At 70.4% G+C, this 26,054-nt stretch carries 28 protein-coding genes and 1 tRNA gene; 8 read left to right on the plus strand and 21 right to left on the minus strand.

Features of this window, described 5'->3' with window-relative positions:
* Nucleotides 1–77: 77 nt before the first annotated feature.
* Nucleotides 78–1,022, plus strand: a complete 945-nt coding sequence (locus VA596_RS03580; protein WP_323323556.1) for an Lrp/AsnC family transcriptional regulator — start codon at nt 78–80, stop codon at nt 1,020–1,022.
* A 359-nt stretch (nt 1,023–1,381) separates the two neighbouring features.
* On the opposite strand, the gene VA596_RS03585 is transcribed toward VA596_RS03580, so the two are convergent.
* A complete protein-coding gene (locus VA596_RS03585; protein ID WP_323323558.1) occupies nt 1,382–2,014 on the minus strand; it encodes a class I SAM-dependent DNA methyltransferase in 633 nt (210 codons plus the stop codon).
* A gap of 45 nt (nt 2,015–2,059) precedes the next feature.
* Nucleotides 2,060–2,230: a zf-HC2 domain-containing protein gene (locus VA596_RS03590; protein ID WP_323323560.1), complete on the minus strand. Its 171-nt coding sequence runs from the start codon at nt 2,228–2,230 to the stop codon at nt 2,060–2,062.
* A gap of 313 nt (nt 2,231–2,543) precedes the next feature.
* Here VA596_RS03590 and VA596_RS03595 point away from each other — a divergent pair, with 313 nt between their 5' ends.
* Nucleotides 2,544–2,792: a hypothetical protein gene (locus VA596_RS03595; RefSeq protein WP_323323562.1), complete on the plus strand. Its 249-nt coding sequence runs from the start codon at nt 2,544–2,546 to the stop codon at nt 2,790–2,792.
* A gap of 46 nt (nt 2,793–2,838) precedes the next feature.
* Here VA596_RS03595 and VA596_RS03600 read toward each other — a convergent pair whose 3' ends face one another.
* Nucleotides 2,839–3,201: a dihydrofolate reductase family protein gene (locus VA596_RS03600; protein WP_323323564.1), complete on the minus strand. Its 363-nt coding sequence runs from the start codon at nt 3,199–3,201 to the stop codon at nt 2,839–2,841.
* 73 nt (nt 3,202–3,274) lie between these two features.
* Between VA596_RS03600 and VA596_RS03605 the strand changes: the two genes are divergently transcribed.
* A complete protein-coding gene (locus VA596_RS03605; protein ID WP_323323566.1) occupies nt 3,275–3,418 on the plus strand; it encodes a sigma factor-like helix-turn-helix DNA-binding protein in 144 nt (47 codons plus the stop codon).
* 6 nt (nt 3,419–3,424) lie between these two features.
* Here the strand turns inward: VA596_RS03605 and VA596_RS03610 are convergent, their stop codons facing one another.
* Entirely contained in the window at nt 3,425–4,129 is a 705-nt protein-coding gene (locus VA596_RS03610; RefSeq protein WP_323323568.1) for a PP2C family protein-serine/threonine phosphatase, read from the minus strand.
* A gap of 240 nt (nt 4,130–4,369) precedes the next feature.
* On the opposite strand from VA596_RS03610, the gene VA596_RS03615 reads away from it, so the two are divergent.
* Nucleotides 4,370–5,392 (plus strand): chitinase, encoded by a 1,023-nt coding sequence (locus VA596_RS03615; RefSeq protein ID WP_323325627.1) that lies wholly within the window; start codon nt 4,370–4,372, stop codon nt 5,390–5,392.
* A gap of 65 nt (nt 5,393–5,457) precedes the next feature.
* On the opposite strand, the gene VA596_RS03620 is transcribed toward VA596_RS03615, so the two are convergent.
* The 4 genes from VA596_RS03620 to VA596_RS03635 form a co-directional block, all read right to left on the minus strand.
* Nucleotides 5,458–6,267 carry a dioxygenase family protein gene (locus VA596_RS03620; RefSeq protein ID WP_323323570.1) on the minus strand — a complete coding sequence of 270 codons (810 nt, stop codon included), beginning with the start codon at nt 6,265–6,267 and terminating at the stop codon, nt 5,458–5,460.
* Nucleotides 6,268–6,316: 49 nt separating this feature from the next.
* Nucleotides 6,317–7,204 carry a helix-turn-helix transcriptional regulator gene (locus tag VA596_RS03625; protein ID WP_323323572.1) on the minus strand — a complete coding sequence of 296 codons (888 nt, stop codon included), beginning with the start codon at nt 7,202–7,204 and terminating at the stop codon, nt 6,317–6,319.
* Nucleotides 7,205–7,352: 148 nt separating this feature from the next.
* Complete coding sequence (locus tag VA596_RS03630; RefSeq protein ID WP_410171833.1) at nt 7,353–8,498, minus strand: thioester domain-containing protein; 1,146 nt, start codon at nt 8,496–8,498, stop codon at nt 7,353–7,355.
* Between the two features lie 283 nt (nt 8,499–8,781).
* The gene (locus VA596_RS03635) at nt 8,782–9,339 is read right to left on the minus strand and encodes a TetR/AcrR family transcriptional regulator (protein ID WP_323323576.1); all 558 of its coding nucleotides are present in this window, start codon (nt 9,337–9,339) and stop codon (nt 8,782–8,784) included.
* Nucleotides 9,340–9,413: 74 nt separating this feature from the next.
* Between VA596_RS03635 and VA596_RS03640 the strand changes: the two genes are divergently transcribed.
* Nucleotides 9,414–10,451: an aldo/keto reductase gene (locus VA596_RS03640; RefSeq protein WP_323323578.1), complete on the plus strand. Its 1,038-nt coding sequence runs from the start codon at nt 9,414–9,416 to the stop codon at nt 10,449–10,451.
* Here the strand turns inward: VA596_RS03640 and VA596_RS03645 are convergent.
* The 5 genes from VA596_RS03645 to VA596_RS03665 all read right to left on the minus strand — a co-directional run bounded on the left by VA596_RS03645 (nt 10,430) and on the right by VA596_RS03665 (nt 16,851).
* Complete coding sequence (locus VA596_RS03645; RefSeq protein WP_323323580.1) at nt 10,430–11,569, minus strand: alpha/beta hydrolase family protein; 1,140 nt, start codon at nt 11,567–11,569, stop codon at nt 10,430–10,432. The genes VA596_RS03640 and VA596_RS03645 overlap by 22 nt on opposite strands.
* Nucleotides 11,570–12,011: 442 nt before the next feature.
* A tRNA-Leu gene (locus VA596_RS03650) sits at nt 12,012–12,088 on the minus strand.
* A gap of 88 nt (nt 12,089–12,176) precedes the next feature.
* Entirely contained in the window at nt 12,177–13,520 is a 1,344-nt protein-coding gene (locus VA596_RS03655) for a ricin-type beta-trefoil lectin domain protein (RefSeq protein ID WP_323323582.1), read from the minus strand.
* 317 nt (nt 13,521–13,837) lie between these two features.
* A complete protein-coding gene (locus VA596_RS03660) occupies nt 13,838–15,982 on the minus strand; it encodes a hypothetical protein (RefSeq protein ID WP_323323584.1) in 2,145 nt (714 codons plus the stop codon).
* Entirely contained in the window at nt 15,979–16,851 is an 873-nt protein-coding gene (locus VA596_RS03665) for a 5'-methylthioadenosine/S-adenosylhomocysteine nucleosidase family protein (RefSeq protein WP_323323586.1), read from the minus strand. Before VA596_RS03665 ends, VA596_RS03660 begins: the two co-directional genes overlap by 4 nt.
* Before the next feature lie 182 nt (nt 16,852–17,033).
* Between VA596_RS03665 and VA596_RS03670 the strand changes: the two genes are divergently transcribed.
* The gene (locus VA596_RS03670) at nt 17,034–17,744 is read left to right on the plus strand and encodes an NUDIX hydrolase (RefSeq protein WP_323323588.1); all 711 of its coding nucleotides are present in this window, start codon (nt 17,034–17,036) and stop codon (nt 17,742–17,744) included.
* A gap of 73 nt (nt 17,745–17,817) precedes the next feature.
* A complete protein-coding gene (locus tag VA596_RS03675; protein WP_323323590.1) occupies nt 17,818–18,006 on the plus strand; it encodes a hypothetical protein in 189 nt (62 codons plus the stop codon).
* A gap of 374 nt (nt 18,007–18,380) precedes the next feature.
* Here the strand turns inward: VA596_RS03675 and VA596_RS03680 are convergent, their stop codons facing one another.
* The 3 genes from VA596_RS03680 to VA596_RS03690 form a co-directional block, all read right to left on the minus strand.
* Nucleotides 18,381–19,715 (minus strand): NAD(P)/FAD-dependent oxidoreductase, encoded by a 1,335-nt coding sequence (locus VA596_RS03680; RefSeq protein ID WP_323323592.1) that lies wholly within the window; start codon nt 19,713–19,715, stop codon nt 18,381–18,383.
* An 84-nt stretch (nt 19,716–19,799) separates the two neighbouring features.
* Entirely contained in the window at nt 19,800–20,483 is a 684-nt protein-coding gene (locus VA596_RS03685) for a uracil-DNA glycosylase (protein ID WP_323323594.1), read from the minus strand.
* A complete protein-coding gene (locus VA596_RS03690; protein WP_323323596.1) occupies nt 20,480–21,139 on the minus strand; it encodes an endonuclease V in 660 nt (219 codons plus the stop codon). The genes VA596_RS03685 and VA596_RS03690 overlap by 4 nt, the downstream gene beginning before the upstream one ends.
* Nucleotides 21,140–21,170: 31 nt before the next feature.
* Here VA596_RS03690 and VA596_RS03695 point away from each other — a divergent pair, with 31 nt between their 5' ends.
* Nucleotides 21,171–22,664, plus strand: coding sequence for a S10 family peptidase (locus tag VA596_RS03695; RefSeq protein ID WP_323323598.1), 1,494 nt, complete (start codon nt 21,171–21,173; stop codon nt 22,662–22,664).
* Nucleotides 22,665–22,698: 34 nt separating this feature from the next.
* Here VA596_RS03695 and VA596_RS03700 read toward each other — a convergent pair whose 3' ends face one another.
* Genes VA596_RS03700 through VA596_RS03720 form a run of 5 tightly spaced genes read right to left on the minus strand, consistent with a single transcriptional unit; the run spans nt 22,699 to nt 26,036 of the window.
* The gene (locus VA596_RS03700) at nt 22,699–23,442 is read right to left on the minus strand and encodes a hypothetical protein (protein ID WP_323323600.1); all 744 of its coding nucleotides are present in this window, start codon (nt 23,440–23,442) and stop codon (nt 22,699–22,701) included.
* A complete protein-coding gene (locus tag VA596_RS03705) occupies nt 23,439–23,582 on the minus strand; it encodes a hypothetical protein (protein ID WP_323323602.1) in 144 nt (47 codons plus the stop codon). Before VA596_RS03705 ends, VA596_RS03700 begins: the two co-directional genes overlap by 4 nt.
* A gap of 41 nt (nt 23,583–23,623) precedes the next feature.
* Nucleotides 23,624–24,439, minus strand: coding sequence for a hypothetical protein (locus tag VA596_RS03710; protein ID WP_323323604.1), 816 nt, complete (start codon nt 24,437–24,439; stop codon nt 23,624–23,626).
* Nucleotides 24,436–25,227, minus strand: coding sequence for a hypothetical protein (locus tag VA596_RS03715; protein WP_323323607.1), 792 nt, complete (start codon nt 25,225–25,227; stop codon nt 24,436–24,438). The genes VA596_RS03710 and VA596_RS03715 overlap by 4 nt, the downstream gene beginning before the upstream one ends.
* A complete protein-coding gene (locus VA596_RS03720; protein WP_323323609.1) occupies nt 25,224–26,036 on the minus strand; it encodes a hypothetical protein in 813 nt (270 codons plus the stop codon). Before VA596_RS03720 ends, VA596_RS03715 begins: the two co-directional genes overlap by 4 nt.
* Between the last annotated feature and the right edge of the window lie 18 nt (nt 26,037–26,054).

The following is a 26,054-nucleotide window of genomic DNA, read 5'->3' on the forward strand; positions in this document are numbered from 1 at the left end:
CCACTGTGCGTTCTGGGTTTCCCTTTGTTCCATGTATCGGTCCGACTTGGCTGATTTCTTCCATCAGGTGCGCTTCAATGAGAAATATGGACGAGGTCGACCGGGCGCTGGTGCACGCACTGCAGCTCGACGGCCGGGCGCCGTTCACGAAGATCGGCGAGGTCCTCGGCGTCTCGGCCCAGACCGTGGCCCGGCGCTATCGCCGTCTTCGCGCCGAAGCGTCGCTTCGCGTGGTCGGCCTGCCGGACCCGCACCGGAGCGGGCAGACGGAGTGGATGGTCCGGCTGACGGCGACCCCGCACGCCGCGCAGGACCTCGCCCACCAGCTCGCGCGGCGCGGCGACACGGCGTGGATCAAGCTGACGTCCGGCGGGACGGAGATCTGCGTGAACGTCCAGGCGCCGGTGGGCGGGCATTCCCTGCTGCTGCGGGACATCCCGCGCACGGCGAGCATCACGGCGGTGTCGGCCCACCAGGTCCTGCACCGCTATTTCGGCGGCCCGACGGCGTGGACCGGCCGGACGTCGTCGTTGTCCCCGTCCCAGATCGCTTCTCTTCTGCCGGTCCACACCAGCGCCGGCCGCCCGCTGACACCGGACGACGACACCCTGATGGCCGCGCTGCAGCACGACGGCCGCACGGGCCTGGCCGAGCTGGCGACGGCCACGGGCTGGTCCCCGGCCACGGTCGCCCGCCGCCTGGCCGACCTCCAAGCGGGCGGCACGATGTTCTTCGACCTGGAGATCAGCCCAGCCGTCCTCGGCGCGACAACGCAGGCGCTGCTGTGGATGTCGGTGTCCCCGGCCCACGTCGACCGCGTCGGGAAGGCCCTGGCAACCCACCCGGAACTGGCGGTCGTCCTGGCCACGACGGGCCCGGCTAACCTGGTGGCCCACGCCCTCTGCCCTGACGCCGCGGCGCTGCACAGGTACCTGACGGAGCGGCTGGGTTCCCTGGAGGAGATCCGAGCCTTGGAGACGGCACCGGTGCTACGCACCCTCAAAGCCGCCGCAACCCGCTGACCCGCGCGGCTTCCGGGCAAGCCCGGCTCGGCGCCGCCGAAGCCTCGGCATTAGCGCCTTTACCTGCGCGAGCGAGCCAACCAAGACCAACCGCAACCAAGCGGGCCCAGCCAACCACCCACCGCACCCCGGCAGGCAAGCAACTCAACCGCAGCCCACCGCGACCAAACCAGCCCAGCCAACCACCTACCGCACGCGCGATAGGCGCGGCCGCGCGCCGCAGGCGCGACCGCGCGCTCGCCGCCGGCATGCCCCGACCCCACTCAGCACCGAACCTGCCTCGCGTGCGGTGCAGGTGGTCGTGAGTGGCTAGGACGGTTCTAACCCGCCTAACCACTCACGACCACTCGCACCGCGCGTCACTCGGGCTTCCGGGCCAGCACCCTCCCCTGCGGCACCCGGGCCCCCGGGTTGCGGAGCACCTTCGTCAGGATCTCAAAACCCGCGTCGCTCATCAGGTCGGCGACGCGGTCCACCGGAAGCCAGTAGATGTCCAGCGAAAAGCCCTCGTGCCCGTAGCCGTCCGAGCGGTGGTGACGCCGGTCGCCGACGTGGAAGCCCAGCTGGAGGTGGCCGCCCGGGCGCAGCACCCGGAACAGCTCCGCCGCGACCACCGGGAGGCTCGACGGCGGGGTGTGGATGATCGAATACCACGCCACCGCCCCGGCGAGGCCGCCGTCCGGGAGGTCGAGCGCGAGCAGCGAACCCTCGGAAAACCGCAGCTCAGGGTGGTTCCGGCGGGCGACCGCGAGCATCTCCGGCGTGAGGTCGATGCCGGCGACGTCGAGGCCGAGCGACGCCAGGAACGCCGTCACCAACCCCGTGCCGCAGCCGAGGTCGGCGACCGGGCCGTCGCGCACCAGGTCGGCGAACGCCGTCAGCAGCGCGCGGTCCTCGATGTCGTCGCGAATCGGGGGCACGAAGTCGTTGTAACTCTCCGCAACGGTCGCGTACGTGGCCCGGGTCGGGTTCAGGAACAGGTCGTCGGTCACGCCCGGCAACCTAGCGACGGGCACCGACAGTTTCCGCCTATAGTCCTAAGTGGACTTTTCGAGGTTGTCCAGCATCATGCGGACGGCCTCGAACTCCCGGACCTCCTGGCGGCAGTCCGAGCACGCCGCCAGGTGCCGCTCGACCCGCGCCGTCTCGGCGTCGTCGAGCAGGCCCAGGCTGTAGGCCCCGAGGTCGGTCCGGTCGTACCGGCCCATCGATCGCGTCTCCGTTTCCGCGTCCCGCAGGGGAACACCCGCACCACCAGACGTCTCCAGAGTCCTGGGACGTACGGCCGATCGGCGACGTTCCCCCGTTTTCCACCCGATCGGCCGACACCGGGGGTCGCAGTTCCGCCCATGTGAGTGACGGCCTTCGTCACGGATTTCACCCGCCCGACCACGCAAAGCTTTCTCGCGAAGAATTTCGCCGTTCGGCGTCATGGCACCCGCACTCGGTCGTCGAACCCGCGTCAGGCCGGCATTTTCCGGCCTCGACCTGCGAACCAGCCGAGCCGAAACGAGGAAAGCGATGACCGTACGAAGCCACCGGGCGGACAACGCCGCCGACGAGGTCGGGGTGTGGCTGACCGGGGAGTTCGGGACCCGGCTCCCGGCCACGGAGATCGACCGCGTCATCCGGATCACGCGGATCGACCTCGAGAGCTGCATCGCGCCGGAGGAGCTCGGGGAGATGCTCCACCGGCTGGGCCGCGCCCGGCTGCTGCGGCTCCTGCAGGTCACGCCGGCCACGAAGGCCCGGATCCCGCAGGCCCGGTGACCCCCGCCCGTGCCGGACACGCCCGATGGCGTGTCCGGCAACCGGCCTAAGCGTCGCGAAGCGGCCGGTAGGTGAGGCGGACAATGCTGTCGCCGACGGTGCGGTGCTCGACCAGCCGCAACGCCGTCAGGGCATCGGTCCGGCCGAACAGGCGCCCGCCCTCCCCGAGCGCGAACGGGCAGACCATCAGCCGCAGCTCGTCGACGTACTTGGGCACGGCGTGCAGCCGGTCCGCCCAGCCTCCACCGCGGGTCACCCACCCCCGCGCGACGAACCACTCGTAGGTCCGCCGCCCCAGCAGCAGCGCGCCGGTGCCCAGCGCCTCCTCGAACCCGGCCCCGGCCCACGCTTCGCGGTCCTTGCCGTCCAGCCGGTCGAACCAGCCGGCGAGCACTGACCAGCTGAGCAAGGCCCGCGCCGGGGACGGCGACGCGTTCCGGGAAGCCCGCTACGAGCAGGCGGGATCCGTTTCGCTCGCCTTCGTGACCACGCTCCAGGTCCTGCCGCCGCGCCAAGTCGCCGTTCTCGTGCTGCGCGAAGTCCTCGGACTCCCCGCGACCGAGGTCGCCGACGTGCCGGACACGACCGTGGACGCGGTCAAGAGCGCGCTCAAGCGATCGCTGTGACCAGGACTAGGACACCTGGACAACGACGGCCGTCGCGTTGTCCTGGCCGCCCGCTGCCTCAGCGACGGCCAGCAGCTGCCGGACCTGCTCCTCCGGCGCCGAAAGCCGGCCGAGGATCTCGCGGATCCGCTCGTAGGGCACCTGCTCGGCGACGCCGTCGCTGCACAACAGCAGGACGTCGCCCGGGCGGAGCGCGAGGCTGAGCACGTCCGGCTCCGGGTGCGCGGGGTGCCCGATGTAGCGCGTCAGCTGGTACCGCGCGGCCGACGCCTGGGGCGAGTCGAACGCGTACCAGCCGTTGACCGCGCCGAGCCAGGCCATCGTGTGGTCGGTCGTCAGCAGTTCGAGCAGGCCGTCGCGCAACCGGTACGCGCGTGAGTCGCCGATCTGGACGAGCCAGTGCCCGCCGCCGGATTCGACGAGCGCGGTGAGCGTGCACCCGGCCAGCCCGCCGATCCGCCTGCCGGACTCGTTGACCTCGCGTTGCGCCGCGGCGACCGCCTCCCGCAACGAATCCGCGGAACCGCCCGCCCGCGCGGCGAAGACGTCGACCGCGGTCCGTCCGGCCATCCGGCTGCCTTCACCGTCACCCATGCCGTCGGCGACCACGGCGAGCAACGGATCTTCGATCAGGTGCACGACGTCGAAGTTGGCGGCGTAGCGCCGCCCCGTTTCGCTGCCCGCGGCGGCACGCGTGACAAGTCCGGTCATGGGCGCATCATGCCAGGGCCGAACGCGCAGACCCGTTGCCCGCGTTGTCAGGTTTCCTTGACTGGACTAGACCAATCTGTTCTAGTGACTGGTGTCACGTTCTTCCGGCCGGATGAGCACCCCCTCTTCGACACCCGGACGCCCCCCACGTCCGGGACCTGTCGTGGCCGAAGGAGTGAGCGAGCCTTGAGAAGACGTCTTGTCGCCGTATTTTCGGCCTTCGCGGCCGCAGCCGCGCTCGTGCTCGGTGTCCCCGCCCTGTCCACCGCCGCCCCGCAGGCCGCCGCCGCGGCGTGCAGCGGGCCCAACTGGGTCGCGGGCCAGTGGTACGACGTCGGCGCGGTCGTCAAGTACACCAACGGCAGTTACTACCGCGCCAAGAACGCGAATCCGGGCTACGACCCGATCATCAGCACCTGGTACTGGGAGCCGTACAGCTGTGACGGCGGCGGTGGCGGGACGACCTGCAACGCGCCCAACTGGGTCGCCGGCCAGTGGTACGACGTCGGCGCGGTCGTCAAGTACACCAACGGCGGCTACTACCGCGCCAAGAACGCCAACCCGGGCTACGACCCGATCATCAGCACCTGGTACTGGGAGCCCTACAGCTGCGACGGCGGCACCACGCCCCCCGGCAACCCGGGTGCGTTCGTCGTCAGCGAGGCCCAGTTCAACCAGATCTTCCCGAGCCGCAACGGCTTCTACAGCTACAGCGGCCTGACCGCGGCCCTGTCGGCCTACCCCGGCTTCGCCACCACCGGCAGCGACACGGTCAAGAAGCAGGAAGCGGCGGCGTTCCTCGCGAACGTCAACCACGAGACCGGCGGCCTCGTCTACATCGTCGAGCAGAACACGGCCAACTACCCGCACTACTGCGACTGGAGCCAGTCCTACGGCTGCCCGGCAGGCCAGGCGGCGTACTACGGCCGCGGCCCGATCCAGCTGAGCTGGAACTTCAACTACAAGGCCGCCGGTGACGCGCTCGGCATCGACCTGCTCGGCAACCCCTGGCAGGTCGAGCAGAACTCGGCCGTCGCCTGGAAGACCGGCCTCTGGTACTGGAACACCCAGAGCGGCCCCGGCACGATGACCCCGCACAACGCGATGGTCAACAGCCGCGGCTTCGGCGAGACGATCCGCAGCATCAACGGCTCGATCGAGTGCAACGGCGGCAACCCGGCGCAGGTGCAGAGCCGCGTCGACAAGTACCGCCAGATCACGTCGATCCTCGGCGTCGACCCCGGCGCCAACCTCTCCTGCTGACCCCGTCGTGAGTGCGTAACAGTGTTAGAACACTGTTACGCACTCACGACCCCACGCCGGGAGCCTCAGGCCGTCCGCCACAACGCAGGGACGTTCGGGGGCTCCCAGCCCGGCTGGGCCGTGTGTCCCTGCAAGCACACGTAGTCCCGGCCGCCGTAGGTGACGCGGGCACCGGCCGCGTAGGCGGTGCCCGCCGCCCAGGTCGTGCCGCCGGGCGGCGGCGAAGTCACCGTCGTGGTCGGCGGGTTTTGCGGCACGTTGAGCACGAAGTCGAACGCGGCCTCCTTCGCGCTTCCGTTGTCCCGCACGGTCATCAGCAGCCGCGCGTCGAAGATCGAGTCGGTGTTGTTGCGCGGCTCGTTCGGGAAGTACAGCTGCGTGGTCAGGATCGGCCGGCCCGGCGCCTGGACCTTCACGTGGATGTGCCGGGTGCGCCCCGGGTAGAGGCCGGGCACGATCGTCGACAGCGTGAACGCGCCTTGGGCGTTGGTGTATTGGTGGCCGCGGAAGGTGTAGCCGGTGTTGTCGTAGGCACCGTTGACGTCCGCCTGCCAGAAGTCCAGCAGCGCGCGATCGACCGGCAGGCAGGCGAGCCCGAAGACGTACCCGGTCAGGGTCAGCCGCGTGCCCTGGGTGCCCGGCGTGACGAGCGAGGTCCGTTCCGGAGAATTCGGCTTGAAGTACGGACCTTCGATCTGCTCGGGCGTCGGATCGTCGTCGTCGTGACACGACGGCGTCAGCGCCGGGACCTGTCCGCTCGTGGCGGCGGTACGGGCGAGCGCGGGGCCGCCGAGCAGGGCGACCGGCGCGGCGACGCCGGCGGCCAATGCGGCCCGCAGCACCGTTTTGCGGCTCAGCTTCGTCTCTTCGTCCATGCCTCGACGGTAAGCAGCGCACCGGGTCGCGGGCGATGGACGGGAACGGTCAGTCGTGGTGCTTCTCGCCGGCCCGCCGGAAATCTCCGGGACTCGAGCCCGTTTCGCGGCGGAAGAACCGGCAGAAGTACGCCGGATCGGCGAACCCGACCCGGCTCGCCACCTGCCGGACCGTCAGATCCGTCCGGAGCAGGAACCGCTGGGCCTCCCGGATCCGCGCCTCACGCACCAGCTGCGCGGCCGTGCGGCCGGTCGCGGCCTTGACGGCCTCGGTGAGCTGCTCCGGCGTGACGCCGATGCGTTCGGCGTGCGCGCGCACCGACCACAGGCCCAGGTCGGCGCGCCCGGTGAGCCGGGCGAACTCCGCCGCCACCGCACCGGCCCGGGCGGGCGGCGCCTCCGGCGTCCCCGGCAGCCGTCCCACGCGCACGACCAGGACGTGCAGCAGGGCCCGCACGACCGAGTCCGCGCCGCGGCGGTACTCCGCCTCCAGCTCGGTGACGAGCCGCGTGACGTCGGCGTCGGCGCGGGCGTCCAGCTCCAGCCACGGCCGCTCGCCCAGCCGTCTCAGCCGGTCGCGGTCGGCGGGGTAGTCGAGCAGGAAGTCGTCGGTGAACAGCACGACGTGCCCGGTCAGGCCGCGCACGCCGGCCCAGTGGTGCACCTGGCCCGCGGTGATCACCCCGAGGTGCGGCGGCCGCAGCGGCCAGCGCGCCAGGTCGACGACGTGCTTGCCGGTGCCGCCGGTGACGTGGACGAGCTCGTGGAACGTGTGCCGGTGCGGGAAATCCGCGCGCGACAGCGGCCCGATCGTGTCGAACGTCCCGACCGCGAACGGCACCGCGTCCGGCGCCGGCAGCTCCAGCCGGTGCATCGGCAGCTCCCCCGCCCGCGGCGGCCGGCACGGGGTGCCGGGCGGAACGGTCGTACCGCGCATGGTCTGGTCCCTTCGCCGGTCGGCGGAAAAGTCTAGACCACTGCGTGCACGGTTCGCCGGTTTCGCCCCGAAGGTCGCAATCCGTTCGTCGGGTACGAAAACGGGGCCGGTCCTCTGTGGACCGGCCCCGTTTATCGAATCAGTTCAGTCACGCACGGCTGCGGCGACGGTTCACCAGCAGCATCAGCGCACCGCCACCGAGCAGCAGACCGCCGACGGTGAACGGCACGGCCGCGTCGACACCGGTGTTGGCGAGCTCGCCGCCACCGCCGTTCGAACCGGCCGGGGTGGTCGGCGCCGGGGTGGTCGCCGGGGCGACCTCGGTCCAGCTGGCGGCCGCGTTCGCGGTCACCTCGGTCTTCTCCGAGTCGGCGACGATCAGCGACTGGGCCGGCTGCCGCGCGTAGTTCTCGGAGACGAACAGGCGGCCGGTGTCCAGCTCGCCGGTGGCCTTGAGCTCGAAGCCACCCTTGCCCGGCTTGGTGCCGGCCGGGACGTCGACGTACAGCTTGGAGCCGTCCTTGACGTCCGCGGTCTTCAGCTCCTTGCCGTCGGCGTCGGTGAGCTTGACGCCGTCGGGCAGCTGGCTGGTCAGCGCGGTGATGTCACCGGAGGTCGCGACCGAGAACGGGCCGATCTTGCTGCCCGCGGTGCCCTCGGTCTTGTCCGCCGCGATGTTCAGGGTCGGCTTCGGCTGCGCGTCGAGGCCCTTGTTCTGGTCGCCGGTGAAGTAGGCGTACAGGGCGGCGACGTCGGCGTTGGCGTCGGCCGAGTTCTCCTCGGCCAGCGGCTTGGTGGCGTCGAGGTTCACGCCGTCGCTGAAGTGCCAGACCGCGGCCTGGGTGGCGGCGATGGCCTCACGCTCGGAGACGCCGTCGTGGACCGTGACACCGGCCTTCTTCAGGGCGGAGCCGATGGCGTCGAGACCGGTGCCCGGGTAGCCGTGGTGCAGCACCCAGTTGATCTTCGCGCTGTTCTCCTGGAACGGGCCCTTGGCGGGGTACTTGTTCCACGGGCGCTCGACCATGTCGACGTCGGTCCGCAGGCCGACGGTGATCTGCACGCAGTAGAGCTTCAGGGTGCTGCCGTCGGAGAGCTTCATCGAGAACAGCTCGGCGATGTAGTCGCCGCCCTTCCCGAGGTTGAGCCGGTAACCGACGGTGCCACCCTTTCCGTCGACGCGGCCGTGAGCGGCACCGTCGTCGGCGAGAGCGGCCGGGGACCCGACCATGACCGCGGCGGCCGCGGCGAGGGCCGCGATCCCGCCTCGCACGAAAGCTGACCTGACCTGCATAAATCTCCTATCCGAGCCCGAACCACGACGTGGGGGACCGCGTGAGACCAAGCCCCGATCACGACGGCCACCGATTCGAGTGAGTGATCACCCGGTCAAGCGATACCGCAGCATACACAGACCTCACAGGTCCCACTTCTGGTGTCCCCGTTAACTCGAATGTGTCGCGGAAGACCGCATGTGGACGTCGGAAAAGTGCAGAATGCGACGACGCGGGAGCCACGAAATCAGTGGCTCAAGTGACCTTTTAACCGGATTCCGCTGATCTTTTCGGACCCGGGAGTCAGGTCCGGCGCAACCCGTCGGTGAGCACGCCGACCATGCGCTGGTTGTACTCGACGTCCTCGCCGCGCACGGGCTGGCACAGCAGCGCGATGGCGTGCATCAGGTCCTTCGCGCTGACGTCGGCGCGGATCCCGCCGGTCGCGACCGCGGCGTCGAGCAGCGCCCCGAGCACCGGTTCGAGCCGTTCCATGAAGTACCCGGGCAGGCCGTCGAAGGCCGGATCGCCCGAGTGCAGGGCGCTCGCGAGGCCGCGCTTGGTCCCGACGAACTCGGTGTACCGGCGAAGCCACTCCGCGAGGGCCGCGTCCGGCTCGTGCTCGGCGCCGAGCGCCGGCCCGGCGGCGGCGCAGACGTCGATCCCCCGGTGCAGCACCGCCACGACCAGGTCGGCGCGCTGCGGGAAGTGCCGGTAGAGCGTCCCGACACCGACGCCGGCCAGGTCGGTGATCTCTTTCGCGGGCGCGTCCACCCCCGAGGTCGCGAAGACGGTTTTCGCGGCTTCGAGCAGGGCGTCGACGTTGCGCTGGGCGTCGGCGCGCAGCTTGCGCGGTTGCATAACCGGAAAGCCTTTCCGTATAGTAGCGGAAGAGCTTTCCGCTTACGTCCAGACTACCTCCAGGAGCGCCTCCCATGCAGTACCGCACCCTCGGCCGCACCGGCATCAAGGTCAGCCCGTACGCGCTGGGCACCCTGATGTTCGCGACGTCCATCGGCAACCCCGACCCCGAGGACTCGATCCGCGTCATCCACAAGGCCCTGGACGCGGGCATCAACTTCGTCGACACGGCCGACGCCTACGGCGACGTCGAAGACGTGGTGGGCCAGGCTCTGAAGGGCCGCCGCGACAACGTGGTCCTGGCGACCAAGTTCAGCCGCCCGATCGGCGACGACCCCAACCACCAGGGCACGTCCCGCCGCTGGATCATGACCGCCGTCGAGAACTCGTTGCGCCGCCTGCAAACCGACCACATCGACCTGTACCAGATCCACCGCCCGGACCCGTCGACGGACATCGAGGAAACGCTTTCGGCGCTGAACGACCTGATCCACAGCGGCAAGGTCCGCGCGATCGGCACGTCGGCGATGCCGGTGTCGGACATGGTGGAGGCCCAGTGGGCCGCGTCCCGCCGCGGTTTCGAGCGGTTCCACACGGAGCAGCCGCCGTACTCGATCCTGAGCCGCGGCATCGAGCGCGAAGTCCTCCCGACCGCGCAACGCCACGGAATGGGCACCCTGGTCTGGGGCCCGCTGGGGCAAGGAATGCTCACCGGCCGCGTCCGCCGAGGCGAGGAGAACACCCTGCGCCGAGCGGGAATGCTGAAGCACCTGAACGACGCGCGCCGCATCGACGTGGTGGAGCAACTGATCCCCCTGGCGGACGCGGCGGGCATGCCCCTGACCCACCTGGCGATGGCGTTCACCATCTCCCACCCGGCAGTGACGAGCGCGATCATCGGCCCCCGCACGATGGCCCACCTGGACGACCTGCTGGCCGGCCTGGAAGTCGTCCTGCCGGACGAGGTGCTCGACCGCATCGACGAAATCGTCCCGCCGGGCACGAACGTGAGCACCCTGGACCAGGACTTCGTACCGCCGGCACTGCAGAACGCGAGCCTGCGCCGCCGCCCCCTGGCCGAGCGAGCTGGTCAGAACTCCATCGCGGGATAGCAGGGTGACGGCCCGTCGAGCAGGCGGCTGTCCCGGCCGCGCAACCACCGGTCGAAGAACGCGGACACGTACGCCTCCTGAGTGCGGATGGCCACCGCGGGATCGATGGTGCCGATCGCCTCCGTCCGCGCGTCCGGCGGCAGGTTCATCTGCGGCAGCAGCGCTTCGGCGTCGGTGAACGAAGCGTGCTGCGAACCGCGCAGCGTGAGCTGACGGGTCCAGCCCGGGGTGTTCGCGCGGAAGGCTTGCCAGCCGGGCCCAGTGTCCGTGGCACCGTCCTTGCCCAAGAACAGGAACGGCCGATCCAGCCCGTGCGCGGCAACCGGCATGAGACCGCCGTCGAGCCAGGTCAGATTCCCGTCCATGTCGATCCCGGCGTCGATCCGGGGATCGGCGTCCATGGCCGCGGCGGCGGCCGTCCCACCCGCCGAGTGGCCGAACATGCCCACCGCACTCAGGTCCAGCGAGCCGGCAAGCCGTCCGCCGGCGTTCAACGCGGCCAATTGGTCCAACACGAAACTGGTGTCACGAACCCGCACGGCGAGCGCTTTCTTGATGAACGCGTCCGGGTCGCTCGGAGGAGTCCAGGTCACGACAGAGCCGTCCGGGAACTGGACTTCCGGGGATTCGTAGGTGTTGTCGACGGTGACCACCACGTAACCCCGGCTGGCCAAGTCCTCGACGAGGGTGGTGTCCCAGGTACGCGGTTCACCCAGCCCGGGCGAGTAGATCAGCACCGGCCACCGCCCGGAGACGGGCGCCCCCTGGGCGGCGTGAGTGGCGACGGCCGACCAGTCGACCGGCCCGGTCGGCAGCCCGAGGTACTGGTTGGCCGTCACCGCGCCGAAGTGCGCGGCCGCACCGGGCAGCATGTAGGGCATGGCGGGATAGCCGGCCGTCCGCCGCGCCGGGTAGTACACGCTCACCATCAGTTCCCGGTCGCCGGCATCGGGCCGCCAAGGATCAGGCCGGGAGTGATCAACCAGATGCAACGCGACCACACCGACCCGCTTCGCCCCACTGGGCGCGGGCAGCCGCAACAACACATCCGCCGCAGCCGGAGGCACGCAGGCAAGCAGGATGGCCGCGGCCAACATGATCAATTGTCGGGTCACCATGCTGCGAGTCTTGATCCAACCCAGAAGCCACACCACCCGGAATCCCCCCGCTCCGATTCGGGTTATCCCGGGTGTGCTCCACGCCCGGTACCGCTTCGGGTCCCGATCGCCGTAGGGCTTTTCGGGCTTCTCGGTGCGTTGGGAGCGCAACTGATCAATGCCCGGCGAGAGGGCCCGATCAACCTGCACGGACCGAATGAAACCCGGCTCAGAATGCGTGCCGCCGCAGTATCCGCAGCCGATTTCACCTCGGTGCTCCTCACAACCGTCCCAGACGAGGGCACCCTGTATGCCCGGTGGGAAGAGCCCACCCTCAACTACTACGAAATGAGAAATTCGATGCGCCGGCACCCGGGCGTCGATTCCGCCGACCCAGGCAACTGACCCCGCGGCGCCACTTGATCGTCGCAGGCCCCGACGTCAAGTCACGGACCAGGGCGGATGGTGCCCCCGACGGGGTTCGAACCCGCACTTTGTCGATTTTAAGTCGACTGCCTCTGCCAGTTGGGCTACGGGGGCATCGCACACTCTAGGCGATCCGCGCCCCGCGCAAAGCACGAGGCCGGGTCCGGGCGAACCCGGATCCGGCCTCGTGTCCATTAAGGACTTAGTTGAGTGTCCAGGACTGGTTCGCGCTGCCCGTGCACGTCCAGATCTGCAGCGGGGTGCCGTCCGCCGAGCTGGGGCCCGTGGCGTCCAGGCACTTGCCCGAGGCCGGGTTCACCAGCTGGTTGCCCGTGTGGGTCCACTGCTGGGCGCCCGTTCCGTTGCAGTCGTACAGCTGGACCTTCGAGCCGTTCGCCGTGCCCGCCGCGTTGACGTCCAGGCACTTGCCCAGCGACCGGAGCGTGCCCGACGTCGAGGACCACTGCTGGGCCGCCGTGCCGTTGCACGTGTACAGGTCGACCGTCGTGCCGTTCGTCGAGGACGCTCCCGCCACGTCGACGCACTTGCCGCCGTAGCCGGTGATCGTGCCGCCGCCCGACGGGGGCGGGGTGGTCCCGCCGCCGCCGGTGATCGCGTTGAAGATCCGCGAGTACGCGTAACCCGTCGCGCGGTCGTAGTCCTGGAGCTCCCAGAACGACAGCTCCGCGACGCCGTTCTGCGCGGCGAACGTCTCCAGCTGCTGGGCGTCGGACTGGCTGAACTGGGCGCCGTCGTCGTTGCGGCCGGCGATCGGGGTCAGGCCCATCATCGCGTACGCCGCCGACGTCGAGATCCCGTAGAGGCTCGCCAGCTGGGACGCCGAAGCGCGCGCCGCGGACAGTGCGTCACCCAAGACCGACTGGCCGTCGTAGAAGTCCATCACCATGAGGTTGACGACGCTGACCTTGACGCCCTTGTTCTTCGCGTCGCGCAGCAGGTCGAGCTCGTTCCCCGGGATGCCCGTCGGGTCGACGGCCAGCGTGTAGTCGACCTGGACCGCGGAGTTCTGCTGCTGCAGCGCGGCCAGCGCGGAGTTGCGGCGCTGGTTGGACCCCGTGTCGCCGAGGACGCCGCCTTCGATGTCGAAGTCCAGGCGGGGCGTGCCGTAGGTGTTGACCACGTTCGCGTACGCCGCGGTCAGGCTGGCGGTGTTCGTGCAGGTCTGGGCCAGCTCACCGCCCTCGGCGCCGCCGAACGACGGGATGACGTTGCCGCCGGCGGCCTGCAGCGCGCTGATCTGCGTCTTGAACGAGCCGACGCCGGTGCCGTTCGCCTCCCAGACCGGCGTGCAGCCGGACTGCGGGGTGAGGAACGCGAGCGTGAAGAACTTGGTGCCGGTGGCGTTCATGTCGGCGGACATCTGGCCGGCGTCGGAGTCGCTGATCTGCAGGTAGGGAGCGGAGTAGTGGGCGGGGAAGGCACCACCGGCCGCGGCTGCGGTGCCGGGCGTGCCGGCGAGGACGGCGACGCTCAGCACGGCGGGCAACGCCGCGACGAGTGCCGCCTTGGTGCGGGAAAAGCGCATGGGAGCTCCTGGGACCGTGGGGACGGGCGGTGCGGAGCCATGCCCGGGCGCGGCGCGGCGACCCCACGTCGGTGGCTTCTTCGCCGTCCGCGCCTGGGGCGTCCCGCCATGCACCGAGGGGATCGGCATGGCCGAACAACAACCGGCGAGTGCTTCGCCGACTTATTCTGCGTTGTGAAGAAAGGGATACCCGGTCAGCGACCCGGTTGTCCAGACCATGTCGCTCACCGGCACACAGTCGGTCATTCCTCTTCAAAACGCCGAAAAGGCGCCATCCAGACAGTGAATGTCCGGATGGCGCCGTCCCCCTCGTCCGGTCAGCCCTCGTCCTCCGGGCCGCCGGAGCCGCCGTCCAGCAACCCGGGACCGCGGTCCCGCAGGCGCCAGTCCTCCGACCGGCGACGGCGACGCTCCTGTTCGCGGGCGATCCAGTCCCGCCCCTCGGCCGACACCGCCTCCAGGACGTGCAGGGCGCTCGCGATCCCGGACGTCTCGAACGCGAGTTCCTGGAGTGACGTCTGGCTCTCGAGCTCGTCGCTCAGGCCTTCGAACCCCTCCGCGACGACCGAGATCTGCTGCCCGCTCACCAGGCTGAGCCGCAACGCGCGTTTGCGGACCGACTCGTCCTGCCGGAGCGTCGAGTGGTCGCCCACGATCTGGTAGCGCCACCCGTCGGCGTACCGCACGCCGACCTCCGCGACCTCCGCGGCGGCGAGCGCGTCGTAGCGGAACGACTTCCGCTGTTCGTTGTGCACGTTCCCGGTGAGGAAGTCGAGCTCGATCTCGATCTCCCGCACCCCGCTTTCGGACAGCAGGAAGAGCAGCACGACGTACCTCGAATACCGCATGGGTCCGCCCATGACCCTCGCCCGCCGCGCGTTCGCCGCGCCTTCGTTCAGGACGACGTGGGTGACCAGGTCCCGGTTGGTCAACCGGGACCTGCGCAGGGCCTCGGTTTTCAGGAACGTCTTGTCCAGGTTGAGCCACTGCGCCATTTCGGCGTCGTCCGGACGGTCGGCCAGCACCTCGACCCACTCCCGGTGCGCCTGCTGCTCCTCCTCGAGCAGCCGCCGGGCGCGCAGTTCCTCCTCGCGCCGGAACCGCTTGCCCGCGAACACCCCGACGGCACCCTTGAGCGCGAAGAACCCACCCAGCGCCAGGAACACCGCCGCGGCCGCGAAACCGCCCTGGCCGCCGAGCATCAGGAGCGCGGCGAACCCCATCACGCCGAGCCCGAGCCGGTGAACCGCGACAGCCGAACCGGGCACCCGCAGCTGATCGCGGTAGGCGAACAACGTCCCCGCCTGCCACTGCGCCGCCGCCCGCTGGGCGTGCCAGCGGATCAGCCAGTCGACCGCGCCGGCGTCCACCTGGGCGTTCCCGAACGACGCCACGAACCGCCACTTGTAGTACTCGCACATGCCCCGGGTGTCGTTCACCCAGCTACCTGCGATGTGCGGACGCGCTTCCGTGAACCGCGCCTCGACGAGCCGGTGGATCTGCGTCACGAAGTCCGTCCGCACCCAGTGGCCCGGCGACACCGCCGCCTGGAACTGCAGCGGGACGCCGTGTTCGCGGTCGCGCTCGACGAGCCGCCGCGTCGCCAGCTCCCGTTCCACCGAGCCCCAGAAGGCCGCCGCGACGCCTCCGGCGAAGATCACCAAAGCCACGATGGCGACACCCGGGTTGGGGGCAGCGAAGCTGGTCAGGAACACGAGGAGGCCGATCGCGACGCCGACTGCTCCGAGCACAGGCTTCGCGTACTCCGACGCGGGCACCGCCGTCGCCGGCGTGACGAAGTACCGCGGCAGCGCGGGATCCGGTTCGAAGAACTTCCACGCCCGCCCGGCACGGTCCGGCTGCAGGCGCTCCTCCCGGACACGCTGAGCGTCCTCCGCGGCCAGGCTGTCCTGCAGGGCACCGCCGAGGACCAGCGCGAGGTGCCGCGTGATCTCCCCCTGCCGATCCTTGGGCAAAGCGCGGAAGTTCGCCAGGGCCTTCTTGAGGTGCTCGGCGTCGAGCGCCTCACCGATCTCCTGGCGCCACACGCACGAGATCAGCTCCCACACGACGGTGAGCGCAACACTCCAGGCATCGGCCACGAACCGCTGCGCTGTGAGGTCGGCCGCCCGGAACTTCAGGTAGACGTCCTCCCCGATCTCGTTGAGCGAACGGTCGCTGAGCACCGACAGGGCGTAGTAGTAGGCGAGGTGCGTCGACCCGTCGCCGTGGTGGAGCAGGTCCTCGAAGATCGCTTCGGCCTGCCGCGCCGTTCCACCGCGCAGGTGGTTGAGCGCCACCTGGAACTTCCGCTCTGGCGGGTCCGACGCGTTGAAGTTGTAGGTCGTCTCATTGCGGTGAAAGGTACCGCCGTAAATGGCGCCGATCTGCTGCTCGACGTTGGCGTTGTCACCCGCCTGGTTCGTGTTGGTCACACCCGGGAACCCCGTGGGGACACTCATTTCCGGTCACCTCGCTGCCGTCCGATGTGGATGTCGCCGTAGACGGCGCCCACCTGCTGGTCGACCCGGGCGTGCCCGGTCGCCAGATTGACGTTGCTGAACCCCGCAGGCTCCGGAGCGGCCTCCCGGTCGACGACCTCGTCGGCATCGTCGATCTCCGCCACGAGGGCCTCGGCGAACGCGGCCGCGTGGTCCGAAGCGACGACCTGCCAGCCGGCCTGGTCCGTCACGTCCTTCGCACCCCCGGCGTGGTCGCTGACCCCACGGACGCACACCGCGGGCAGGTCGTCGTTGAGGTGGCAGGCCAGCCCGAAGCCCGCGCTTTCCATCTCCACCGCGACGGCGTCGTTGTAGTGGTCGTAGAGCCACTGGGCGACCGCCGAGGTCTTGGAGTCGAGCACGACCTCGCCCGACGCGACGGGCTCGAAATGCGCCCTGGGTCCGCCCTCGGCCGGCGCCGAGCCGCTCCAGGCGCCCGTCCGGGCGACCGACCGGGCCAGCTCGAGCAGCCGGTACGACGGCTCCCAGGCCTGCGGCCGACTTCGCATTCCTTCGTCTTCACTGCGACCACCGTGGTAGGCGTAGACCTTCTTCGCGACAACGACGTCACCGAGCCACAGCCAGTCCCGGAGACCTCCGGCGACTCCCACGAACAGGATGGCCACCGGCGAGAACTCCGCAACGGCGCGTTCGGCGATCGCGGCGGCCGCGGAGTTCCCGGCGCCCACCAGGCCCAGCGCGACCCGGCGTCCGCCCAGCTCACCGACGTCGAACAGGGTCCCGGCCCGGTGCTTGTGCTGCCGGACGCCGGTCATCCGGGCGAGCACGGCGGCGCGCTCGACCTCCAATGCGGTCAGGACGGCAATCACGGGACCACCCCTCCGAGTCGTTCAGCCACGCCGGTTCCTCCCTCTGGCCTGCGCAATCTGCCGATTGCAGGGTGCACGGTAACCCCACCGGCCGATTCTCGTCAATAAGACGAATATTCGCCGCGCCGCTACACTGTGCACTATGGACACTTCCGTCGCGGCCGATCCATCGGCTGTCACACATGTCTGACGGACCGGAGTGGTCGATTCCCGAAGTCGCGCTCGCCGTCGACCTGGCCGTCTTGACCGTGCACGACGGTTCCCTGCAGATCATGCTGGTCAAACGCGGGATTCCACCGTACGAGGGCGTACTGGCTCTCCCCGGCGGCTTCCTCGCCTCGACGTCCGAAGATCTCGATCACGCTGCCGCGCGTGAGCTGTCCGAAGAGACGGGCCTGGAGGCGAAAGCGTTACACCTGGAGCAGCTGCGGACCTATGGCGCACCCGGCCGTGACCCGCGGCAACGGGTGATCACCGTTTGCTACGTCGCGTTCTCACCACGCCTGCCGACCCCGACCGCCGGCGGCGACGCACGAGCGGCCGTCCTGGTGCCGGTCGAGAAAGCGCTCCGCCCGCGGACCCAGATCGCCTTCGACCACAAGAAGATCATCGCCGACGCGGTGGAGCGCACCCGCAGCAAGCTCGAGTACACCACGCTCGCGGCCGCCTTCTGCGCGCCGGAGTTCACGATGACCGACCTGCGCGATGTCTACGAGATCGTGTGGGGCGAGGAGCTCGACCCGCGCAACTTCCACCGGAAGATCATCGGCGTGGAAGGGTTTCTCGTCCCGACCGGCGAGCGCGTCTCCCGCCAGCCGGGCCGCCCGGCCGCACTGTACCGCCGGGGCCCGGCGACCGTGCTCCACCCGGCAATGCTCCGCAGCCGCTCCTAATCGTCACCTTGACACTAATTGCCGGACGCGGCTAACGTCGACGTCGGGGCAATAATCGTCAATCTGACGGGAAGTGACGGCGATGCAGATCCACTGCAAGGCAGGGCTGGCGGTCCGGACGGTCGCGTGGGCGTTCACGGCGGGCGCGATCATCGGCGGCGGGGTGGTCGGCTACACGGTGGACGCGTCGGCCGCGCCCCTCGTGCACCACGAGGTCCAGGTCACGCGGCTCGTGGCGGAGCACAGCGGACCGGCAAGATGAGGCTGGGAACACGGAAGGAGAACGGTCTGGTTGTGCTCACTCCGGTGTTCCTGCGGAAGCCTGGCCCGAATAGGAGCTTCGAGGCCTCACGGCTCACCCGCTGGCCGACAAGCTGGCGGTCGTGACGAAGGGCTGAAGCCTCGAAGAGATCGCGGTGGCCGCCCGGCGCGCGATCCGGGCGGATCTCGAAACGAAGATTCGGCGCTACCCGAGCACGTCGTGGCGTTGACCATCGACAAATGGACCATCATGACGGATCTCATCAGGGGCGATCGAGTCCGTTTCTCGACCGAAGGGCTGGACGACAAGCCGGGCGCCTGAACGCGAAAGGCCTCCCACACGAGTGCGGGAGGCCTTCGGCGAAACGTGAGACGTCAGGACTTCGAGACGCGCGCGAACTCGTCCTTCGGGTTGTTGATCTGGCCCAGCGAGATGACCTCGCGGCGGAACAGGCCGCCCAGGATCCAGTCGAACAGGATGCGGATCTTGCGGTTCCAGGTCGGCATCGCCTTGAGGTGGTACGCGCGGTGGAAGAGCCAGGCCGGGAAGCCCTTGATCTTCAGGTTCAGCGCGTCGGCGACGCCCTTGTGCAGGCCCAGGCTGGCCACCGCGCCGAGGTTCTTGTGGTAGTAGTCCTTCGGCTTGCCGCCGCGGATCACCTTGATGATGTTCTTCGCCAGCAGCGTCGCCTGGCGGACCGCGTGCTGGGCGTTCGGCGGGCAGGTGGCCGTCGGGTCCTCTTCGGTGCGCGAGAGGTCCGGGATCGCGGCGTTGTCGCCCGCGGTCCACACCTCCGGGTGACCGACGACCTGCATGGCGGCCGTCGCCTCGACGCGGCCGCGCTTGTCCAGCGGCAGGTCCGAGTTGGCCAGCACCGGGTTGGCCTTCACGCCCGCGGTCCAGATGAGCGTGTCGGTGTCGAACTCCGTGCCGTCCGAAAGCACGACGTGGCCGTTTTCGAACGACTTCGCCGCGGTCGACAGGTAGACCTCGATGCCGCGCTTCTCCAGCTGCTCGACCGTGTACACGCCGAGCGTCTCGCGGACCTCGGGCAGGATGCGCCCGGCGGCCTCGACGAGCACCCAGCGGACGTCCGATGCCTGGATGTTCGGGTAGTAGTTCTCGACCGCGAACCGGGTCATGTCCTCGAGCTCGGCCAGCGCCTCGATGCCGGCGAACCCGCCGCCGACGACGGTGAACGTCAGCAGGCGCTTGCGCAGCTCGGGGTCGAGCGTGCTGGCCGCCTCGTCGAGCTTGGTCATGATGTGGTTGCGGAGGTAGATCGCCTCGCCGATGGTCTTGAAGGCGATGCCCTGCTCGACCAGGCCCGGGATCGGCAGGATGCGGGCGACGGCGCCGAGCGCGACCACGAGGACGTCGTAGCCGAGCTGCTCGATGTGGCCGTCGGCGGCTTCGACCGTCACGGACTTCTTGTCGTTCTCGATCTTGGTGACGCGCGCGGTCAGCACGTGGCAGCGCTTCAGCACGCGGCGCAGCGGCACCACGACGTGACGGGGTTCGATCGCGCCGGCCGCGGCCTCCGGGAGGAACGGCGCGTAGGTCATGTGGGGCTGCGGGTCAACGACGGTCACGGAGGCCTCGTTGGCCCGGAGCATCTTCTGGAGGCCGTACGCCGTGTAGAGCCCGACGTACCCACCACCGAGGACGAGGATCCGAGTCGGTTCCGACTTCGACTTCGCAGCAGCCATGACCTCATAGTGGCACCTTCACACGGACCTTGCGCGGGGACCCCATCCGGCTGTGACCAGCGTCGCTGCACCTTCCGTAACGATTCAGTCCGAGGCCGTCACCGAGGTCGCGGCGCGGAAGACGTCCGCCACCATCGTGTGGGTCAGGAGCCCGGTCTGGACATTGCGCGGCGATACGTGATAGCAGCCGAAAATACGCAGGTCGCCGAGCTTCAGGACCGTGCCGTGCCCGAACGCGGGACGCGGCGACGGCACCGGCCAGCCGGCCGCGGCGAGCACGGGCAGTAACGCCTGCCAGCCGAACGCGCCGAGCACCACGATCGAGCGCAGTGTCGGACGTAACAGCGTCAGCTCCTCCGCGAGCCACGCCCGGCACGTGTCGCGCTCGGCCGGCGTCGGTTTGTTCTCGGGCGGGGCGCAGCGCACCGGCGAGACGAGCCGGGTGCCGTACAGCTCGAGGCCGTCGCCGATCGCGGTCGACGTCGGCTGCGACGCGAGGCCCACTTCGTGCAGCACCCGGAAGAGGAAGTCGCCCGACGGGTCGCCGGTGAACATCCGGCCGGTGCGGTTCGCGCCGTGCGCCGACGGCGCCAGCCCGACCACGGCGAGCGTGGCGTCCGCCGGCCCGAAGCCCGGCACCGGCCGCGCCCAGTACTCCTCGCCGCGGAACGCCGCCTTCGTGCCCGCGACGCCTTCGCGCCACTCGACCAGCCGAGGACACGCCCGGCACCCGGAGACGGCGGCGTCCAGCTCGGCGAGCGTCCTCATCGCAGCGCCACCCGGGACAGCCGGTCGGCCTGCCGCGTCGTCTCCGGCAGCCGGTAGCGCGGGGCGAGCGCCAGGGTCAGCCGGCAGGCGTGGGCCAGGTCGATGCGGTGCCCGGCCGAGACGTACACCGGCTTGACGCCGTCCTGGGTGCGCAGCACCGCGCCGACCTCTTCCCCGGCGTCGACCAGCGGCACCGACGAGCCGCGGGCCGCCGGCGGGTCTTCGTGCGAGCCAACGAACCGGGTCTTGCCGACGCCGAACGCGGGGCGCCCGGTCAGCACGCCCAGGTGGCAGGCGAGGCCGAAGCGACGCGGGTGGGCGAGGCCGTGGCCGTCGCAGACCAGGACGTCGGGCTCGTGGTCCAGCCGCTCGAGCGCGTCCAGCAGCGGCGGCAGCTCGCGGAAGGCGAACAGCCCCGGCTCGTACGGGAAGACGGCCTTCGCGCGGACCGTCCGCTCCTCCACCACGGTCAGCCCGGCGGTCTCCAGCGTGACGACGGCGGCGGCGATCCCGTCGGCGGCGTCGTAGGCGACGTCGAGCCCGGTCACCGTCGGCGGCAGCTCGGGGCAGTCGTCGGTGACGTCGACCAGGCCGCGCAGCCGTTCCTGCACGGCGAGCGCGGCGGCGATGGTCGTCGGCCAGTCCCCGGTGTGCACCAGGTCACCCTGCCACAACTAGGTTGGAGCCATGGCGGACACGACCCCCGAAGAGGCCACCGAGAAGACGGCCCCGGAAGCGACCGAGATCCCGGCCGAGCCGGCCGACGACATCGTCACGACCCAGCACACGCTGACCGTGAAGCGGAAGAAGCTGGCCTACACGGCGAAAGCCGGGCGGATCGTCCTCCGCAAGGAGGTCGTGAAGGACGGCAAGTCCGAGGGGGTCAAGCCGAAGGCGGAGGTCTTCATCACCTCCTACACCCTCGACGACGCCGACCCCGGCTCGCGGCCGGTGACGTTCGCCTTCAACGGCGGGCCCGGCTCGTCGAGCATCTGGCTGCACATGGGGCTGCTCGGGCCGCGGCGCGTGCTCTCGGGCGACGTCGACGACCTCGTGCCGCCGCCGTACGGGCTGGACGACAACCCCGAGACCCTGCTGGTGCACAGCGACCTGGTGTTCATCGACCCGGTGTCGACCGGCTACTCGCGCGCGGCCGAAGGCGGCGAGACCAAGGACTTCCACGGCTTCAAGGGCGACATCGAGTCGGTCGGCGAGATCATCCGGCTCTGGGTTTCGCGCCACGAGCGCTGGCTGTCGCCGAAGTTCCTGGCCGGCGAGTCGTACGGCACGCTGCGCGCCGCCGGGCTGGCCGCGCACCTGCAGGACCGCCACGGCCTCTACCTCAACGGCCTGCTGCTGATCTCGTCGGTGCTCGACCTGGGCACGCTGCAGTTCACCGAGGGCAACGACCTGCCGTACACGCTGTACGTGCCGACGTACGCGGCGATCGCGCACTACCACGGCCTGCACGGCGAGCGCCCGCTCGACGACGTGCTCGCCGACGCCGAGGACTTCGCGGCGAAGGACCTGCCGTGGGCGCTGGCGCGCGGCGCCCGGCTGTCCACACAGGACCGGGCCGACGCGGTGGCCACGCTGGCGTCGCTGACCGGGCTGACCGAGTCCTATGTGGACCGGGTGAACCTGCGGATCGAGCACGTCCGGTTCTTCACCGAGCTGCTGCGCGACCGCGGCCTGACGGTCGGCCGGATGGACGGCCGGTTCACGACGTGGGAGCCGGACGGCGGCCGCGAGCACATGAGCGACGACCCGTCGATCTCCCGGATCATCGGCGCGTACGCGGCGGCGTTCAACCACTACGTGCGGGCGGAGCTCGGGTACGAGAACGACCTGCCGTACGAGCTGATCCACGAGGACACGTTCAAGGCGTGGTCGTACAAGGAGTTCGAAGGCCGGTCGGTCTCGGTGGTCGACTCGGTGAGCGCGGCGATGCGCGCCAACCCGCACCTGCAGGTCCACGTGGCGTTCGGCCACTACGACGGCGCAACGGCCTACTTCGCGTCCGAACACGTGCTGGCGCACCTGCAGATCCCGGAGGAGCTGCGCGACAACATCGACACGGCGTACTACCCGGCCGGGCACATGATGTACGTCCACGAGGCGAGCCGGGTGCAGCAGTCGAAGGACCTGGCGAAGTTCGTCAAGAAGGCCTCGAACCGCTGAGCGCGTGGGGCCGGCGTGCGCGCCGGCCCCACGGTCAGAGGATGTCGTCGCCCCAGGCCGACGTGCCGTCGCCCGCCGGGTCGTAGGCGCGGGCGAGATCCGCGTCGAAGAAGACGACCACGGACGTCGGCGCGTAGGTCGCGACGCCGTCCCGGATCTCGCCGAGCGCGAGCACGACACTCGAGCCGTCGTCGAACTCGAGCCGCACGGCGCAGCGGTCCGCGTGCTCGCCCGCCTCGTGCCAGGCGACGCCGACGTGCTCGATCGTCCGGCCCAGCAGTGGCTGCCATTCCGGAGTGGCGGAGACGTCGACCTGGTCCCCGGCGGGCTCGGGATCGCCGAGCACCAGGGACTCCCGCTCCCCGGCCCTCTCCCACCGTGCGAGCAGCCCACCCCCGCCTGCGAAATCGAGGGCGACGCCGTGCGCGACCTCCCGCACCGGGCCGGTCGCCGGGTTCGCACCGCCGAGGTACCGCGCGCCCGCCAGCTTCCGACCGCGCAGGCGCTCGGCGACCGGGCCGTCGGTCAGCTCGAGGACGAAGGCCCGCTGGAGGTCTTCGTGGCTCTTCCGCAGGTCCGCCCAGGCCGGGCTGGCGTCGACGGTCTCCTTCGCCTCGGCCAGGGACGCACCGGTCAGCGCGCGGACCGCCCGGATGCTGTCCACCTGCGAGAACCCCTGACGGCGGAGCACGACGAGCACGTCGTCGAGCCCGGTGCCGGCGGCGAGGGCCGCCCGGGCTTCACCGAGGCCGTGGTCGTAGCCCGCCGCGTCGATCACGTGGCGAAGACCGGGGCCGCGGACTCGCGGCCGGTCCCGCCGAGGAGCACGCTCTCGGCGCCGGTCGAGCCGTCCGGGTACTTCCCCAGGGGGAACTTCCGGTTCAGGACGAGCGGCAGCCGTCCGGGAACGGTCCGCAAAGCCGGCCTTCCTCTCTGTCCGATCGGCGGACTACCCACCGTCATGCCTCCTTCGGAGGTGACCAGTCGACCGGGGTGCCCGGATCCGGCACCGGCAGTGTGCCGTAGTGGCCCGGCGGCAGGGTGCGGTGGCGGCTCCAGTGCACGGCGTAGCCGATGATCTGGAGCAGCACACCCGCCGCGAAGTACGCGCCCAGCCACGGGGTGAAGCCCGGCGGCACGCGGTGCAGCAGGAAGTCCAGCACCAGCGGGACGACCACCATCGCCGGCGACGCGGCGTACAGCGCCTCGGCGCGCAGCGCGCGGGCAACCGCCAGGGACGCGGTGTCTTCGGCGAGGAGCGGGCGCCGGAGCAAGCCGATCAGGACCCAGCCGACGACGACCGCGCTCAGGGTGAGCAGCACGAGCCAGCTCACCGCGTACGTCCGGGCCGGAGTGCCGAAGTAGATCGCGCCGGCGAGCGCGACCCCGCCGCCGAACACGAGCACGAGGGACGCGAGGTACCAGCCACCCAGGACGCGCCACCACGGATCCGGCGGGTGCGGAGCGGCGACGTCGTCCTGGAAGTCCCGCTCACGAAGGCGCACGGTGTCCCAGCTCGAGAGCGACATCGCGAAGACGAAGAAGTACACGGGCCAGCTCTGGGTGCCCCCTGAGCCGAACAGCGATGCGTAACCCGCTCCGGCACCGCAGGCGAGCAGCACGTACACGAAGTACCGGACCATGCCGCGGCCGCGGAACGCCTGTCTCGTCCCGATCAGAACGGCCACCAACGGCGTCGGCCGGCCGGCCGGGTGGCCGCGCCGGGCCAGCCAGCGCCGGGCTTCGTCCTGCTCCGCGGCGGTCACCATGATCATCGGGCCACCACCGAGGTGCCGTAGTCGCCCGCCGGGAGCTTTCGGTGCCGGTACTGCACGTAGCGGCCGATGAACAGGGTCGCGAAAGCGAGCACGACGTAGCCGACCAGCCACGGCGTGAACGACCAGCCCGACAGCACGGGGTCGATGAGCACCGGCAGTGCGAACAACGCGGGCATGACGACGAACGGGTCTTCGGCGCGCAGCACCGCGTCGATCCTCAGCGACGTGTCGTCCTCGGCGATGACCGGCCGCCGGAGCACGGCGTTCAGGACCACGGCCACCACGATCGCGCTGAGGGCCAGCAGGACCAGCCAGGTCAGGGCCCAGAGCCACCGGGACGTCGCCACGCACAGCGCGACCGCCACGACCGCACCACCACCGAAGGTGATCACCACCGACGCCCGGTACCAGCCGTTCATCGACTCCCGCCACGACGGCCGTGGCACGTCCAGGCGCCGGCCGCCCAGCGAGACCGCCGCCCGCCTGTCCGCCCGCCGCACCGGGAGCCACCCGAGCAGCACAAAGCTGACGCACATCGGGAACACCCAGCTGCCGGTGAACCGGTCGGCCCGGGCCACGCCGAGGAGGACGGGCAGGAGCACGAGAACGAAGTCCCCCAGCAGCAACGCCGCCGCCAGCACCACGAACCAAGCCCAGTACGCCGGCGGGCGCGCGCCGCCGCGGGCGCCCAGCCGCAGGGCCAGCAGGGTCGTTGGCTCTTCCGCCTCGACACCGCGCTTGGCCAGCCACTTCCTGGCCGCTCCGACCTCGGCCTCCGTGATCATCGGGCCGCCGCCAAGGTGCCGTAGTCGCCCGCCGGGAGCTTTCGGTGCCGGTACTGCACGGCGAAGCCGATCGCCTGGGTCGCCACCGCGAGGGCGAAGTAGCCGGCCAGCCACGGCGTGAACTCGCGTGGCTGCCCGCCGGAGAGCAGCGGGTCGAAGACCGCCGGGTACGCGAACAGAGCCGGGAGGGCGAGGAACTGGTCGTCGCGGCGTAGCAGGCTGTCGACCGCGAGGGAGGCTTCGTCTTCGGCGATGACGGGACTTCGCAGCACGTCGGTGACGATCACCGCCACCACGATCGCCCCGAGTGCCAGGAGGGCGAGCCAGCTCAGCGCCCAGATCGGCTTCGACGTCGTCACGGCCATCACGACGGCGAGCACGGCGCCACCGCCGAAGGTGACCACCATGGCGGCCACGTTCCAGCCGCACAGCGCGGCTCGCCAAGCCGGCCGGGGCCGGTGGATCCCCCGTCCCGCCAGGTGCGCCGCGGCCCGCCGGTCGGCTCCCCGGACCGCGAGCCGGAAACCGACCACCATGGTGGCGTACAGCGCGAAGAACGTGCGGCCTTCGGGCATGTCGGAATAGTGGAGGCCGAGGGCGTGCGGCAGGAATCCCAGGGCGAAGGTGCCGGCCACGGCCACGACCATCAGCAGGATGGCCCACCGCCAGTACCCCGGCGGACGCGCGCCGGCGCGGGCGCCCAGCCGCAGCGCCAGCAATGTCGTCGGCTCGTCCACCTCGACGCCGCGCTTGGCCAGCCACTTCCCGGCCGCTCTGACCTCGGCCTCGGTCGATCCCGCGTAGTCCATCCCCGCTCCCCTCGCCTC

This window comes from Amycolatopsis heterodermiae (genome assembly GCF_034929455.1).
Taxonomy (GTDB): domain Bacteria; phylum Actinomycetota; class Actinomycetes; order Mycobacteriales; family Pseudonocardiaceae; genus Amycolatopsis; species Amycolatopsis heterodermiae.

Excerpts from the sequence above, each read along its gene's own strand:
- VA596_RS03685 (WP_323323594.1), bottom strand. The coding sequence starts at position 20,483 with ATGAGGACGCTCGCCGAGCTGGACGCCGCCGTCTCCGGGTGCCGGGCG.
- VA596_RS03625 (WP_323323572.1), bottom strand. The coding sequence starts at position 7,204 with ATGCGCGGTACGACCGTTCCGCCCGGCACCCCGTGCCGGCCGCCGCGG.
- VA596_RS03640 (WP_323323578.1), top strand. The coding sequence starts at position 9,414 with ATGCAGTACCGCACCCTCGGCCGCACCGGCATCAAGGTCAGCCCGTAC.
- VA596_RS03655 (WP_323323582.1), bottom strand. The coding sequence starts at position 13,520 with ATGCGCTTTTCCCGCACCAAGGCGGCACTCGTCGCGGCGTTGCCCGCC.
- VA596_RS03715 (WP_323323607.1), bottom strand. The coding sequence starts at position 25,227 with ATGATCACGGAGGCCGAGGTCGGAGCGGCCAGGAAGTGGCTGGCCAAG.
- VA596_RS03610 (WP_323323568.1), bottom strand. The coding sequence starts at position 4,129 with ATGACCGGACTTGTCACGCGTGCCGCCGCGGGCAGCGAAACGGGGCGG.
- VA596_RS03580 (WP_323323556.1), top strand. The coding sequence starts at position 78 with ATGAGAAATATGGACGAGGTCGACCGGGCGCTGGTGCACGCACTGCAG.
- VA596_RS03645 (WP_323323580.1), bottom strand. The coding sequence starts at position 11,569 with ATGGTGACCCGACAATTGATCATGTTGGCCGCGGCCATCCTGCTTGCC.
- VA596_RS03630 (WP_410171833.1), bottom strand. The coding sequence starts at position 8,498 with ATGCAGGTCAGGTCAGCTTTCGTGCGAGGCGGGATCGCGGCCCTCGCC.
- VA596_RS03635 (WP_323323576.1), bottom strand. The coding sequence starts at position 9,339 with ATGCAACCGCGCAAGCTGCGCGCCGACGCCCAGCGCAACGTCGACGCC.
- VA596_RS03680 (WP_323323592.1), bottom strand. The coding sequence starts at position 19,715 with ATGGCTGCTGCGAAGTCGAAGTCGGAACCGACTCGGATCCTCGTCCTC.
- VA596_RS03620 (WP_323323570.1), bottom strand. The coding sequence starts at position 6,267 with ATGGACGAAGAGACGAAGCTGAGCCGCAAAACGGTGCTGCGGGCCGCA.
- VA596_RS03590 (WP_323323560.1), bottom strand. The coding sequence starts at position 2,230 with ATGGGCCGGTACGACCGGACCGACCTCGGGGCCTACAGCCTGGGCCTG.
- VA596_RS03695 (WP_323323598.1), top strand. The coding sequence starts at position 21,171 with ATGGCGGACACGACCCCCGAAGAGGCCACCGAGAAGACGGCCCCGGAA.
- VA596_RS03660 (WP_323323584.1), bottom strand. The coding sequence starts at position 15,982 with ATGAGTGTCCCCACGGGGTTCCCGGGTGTGACCAACACGAACCAGGCG.
- VA596_RS03670 (WP_323323588.1), top strand. The coding sequence starts at position 17,034 with ATGTCTGACGGACCGGAGTGGTCGATTCCCGAAGTCGCGCTCGCCGTC.
- VA596_RS03720 (WP_323323609.1), bottom strand. The coding sequence starts at position 26,036 with ATGGACTACGCGGGATCGACCGAGGCCGAGGTCAGAGCGGCCGGGAAG.
- VA596_RS03710 (WP_323323604.1), bottom strand. The coding sequence starts at position 24,439 with ATGATCATGGTGACCGCCGCGGAGCAGGACGAAGCCCGGCGCTGGCTG.
- VA596_RS03595 (WP_323323562.1), top strand. The coding sequence starts at position 2,544 with ATGACCGTACGAAGCCACCGGGCGGACAACGCCGCCGACGAGGTCGGG.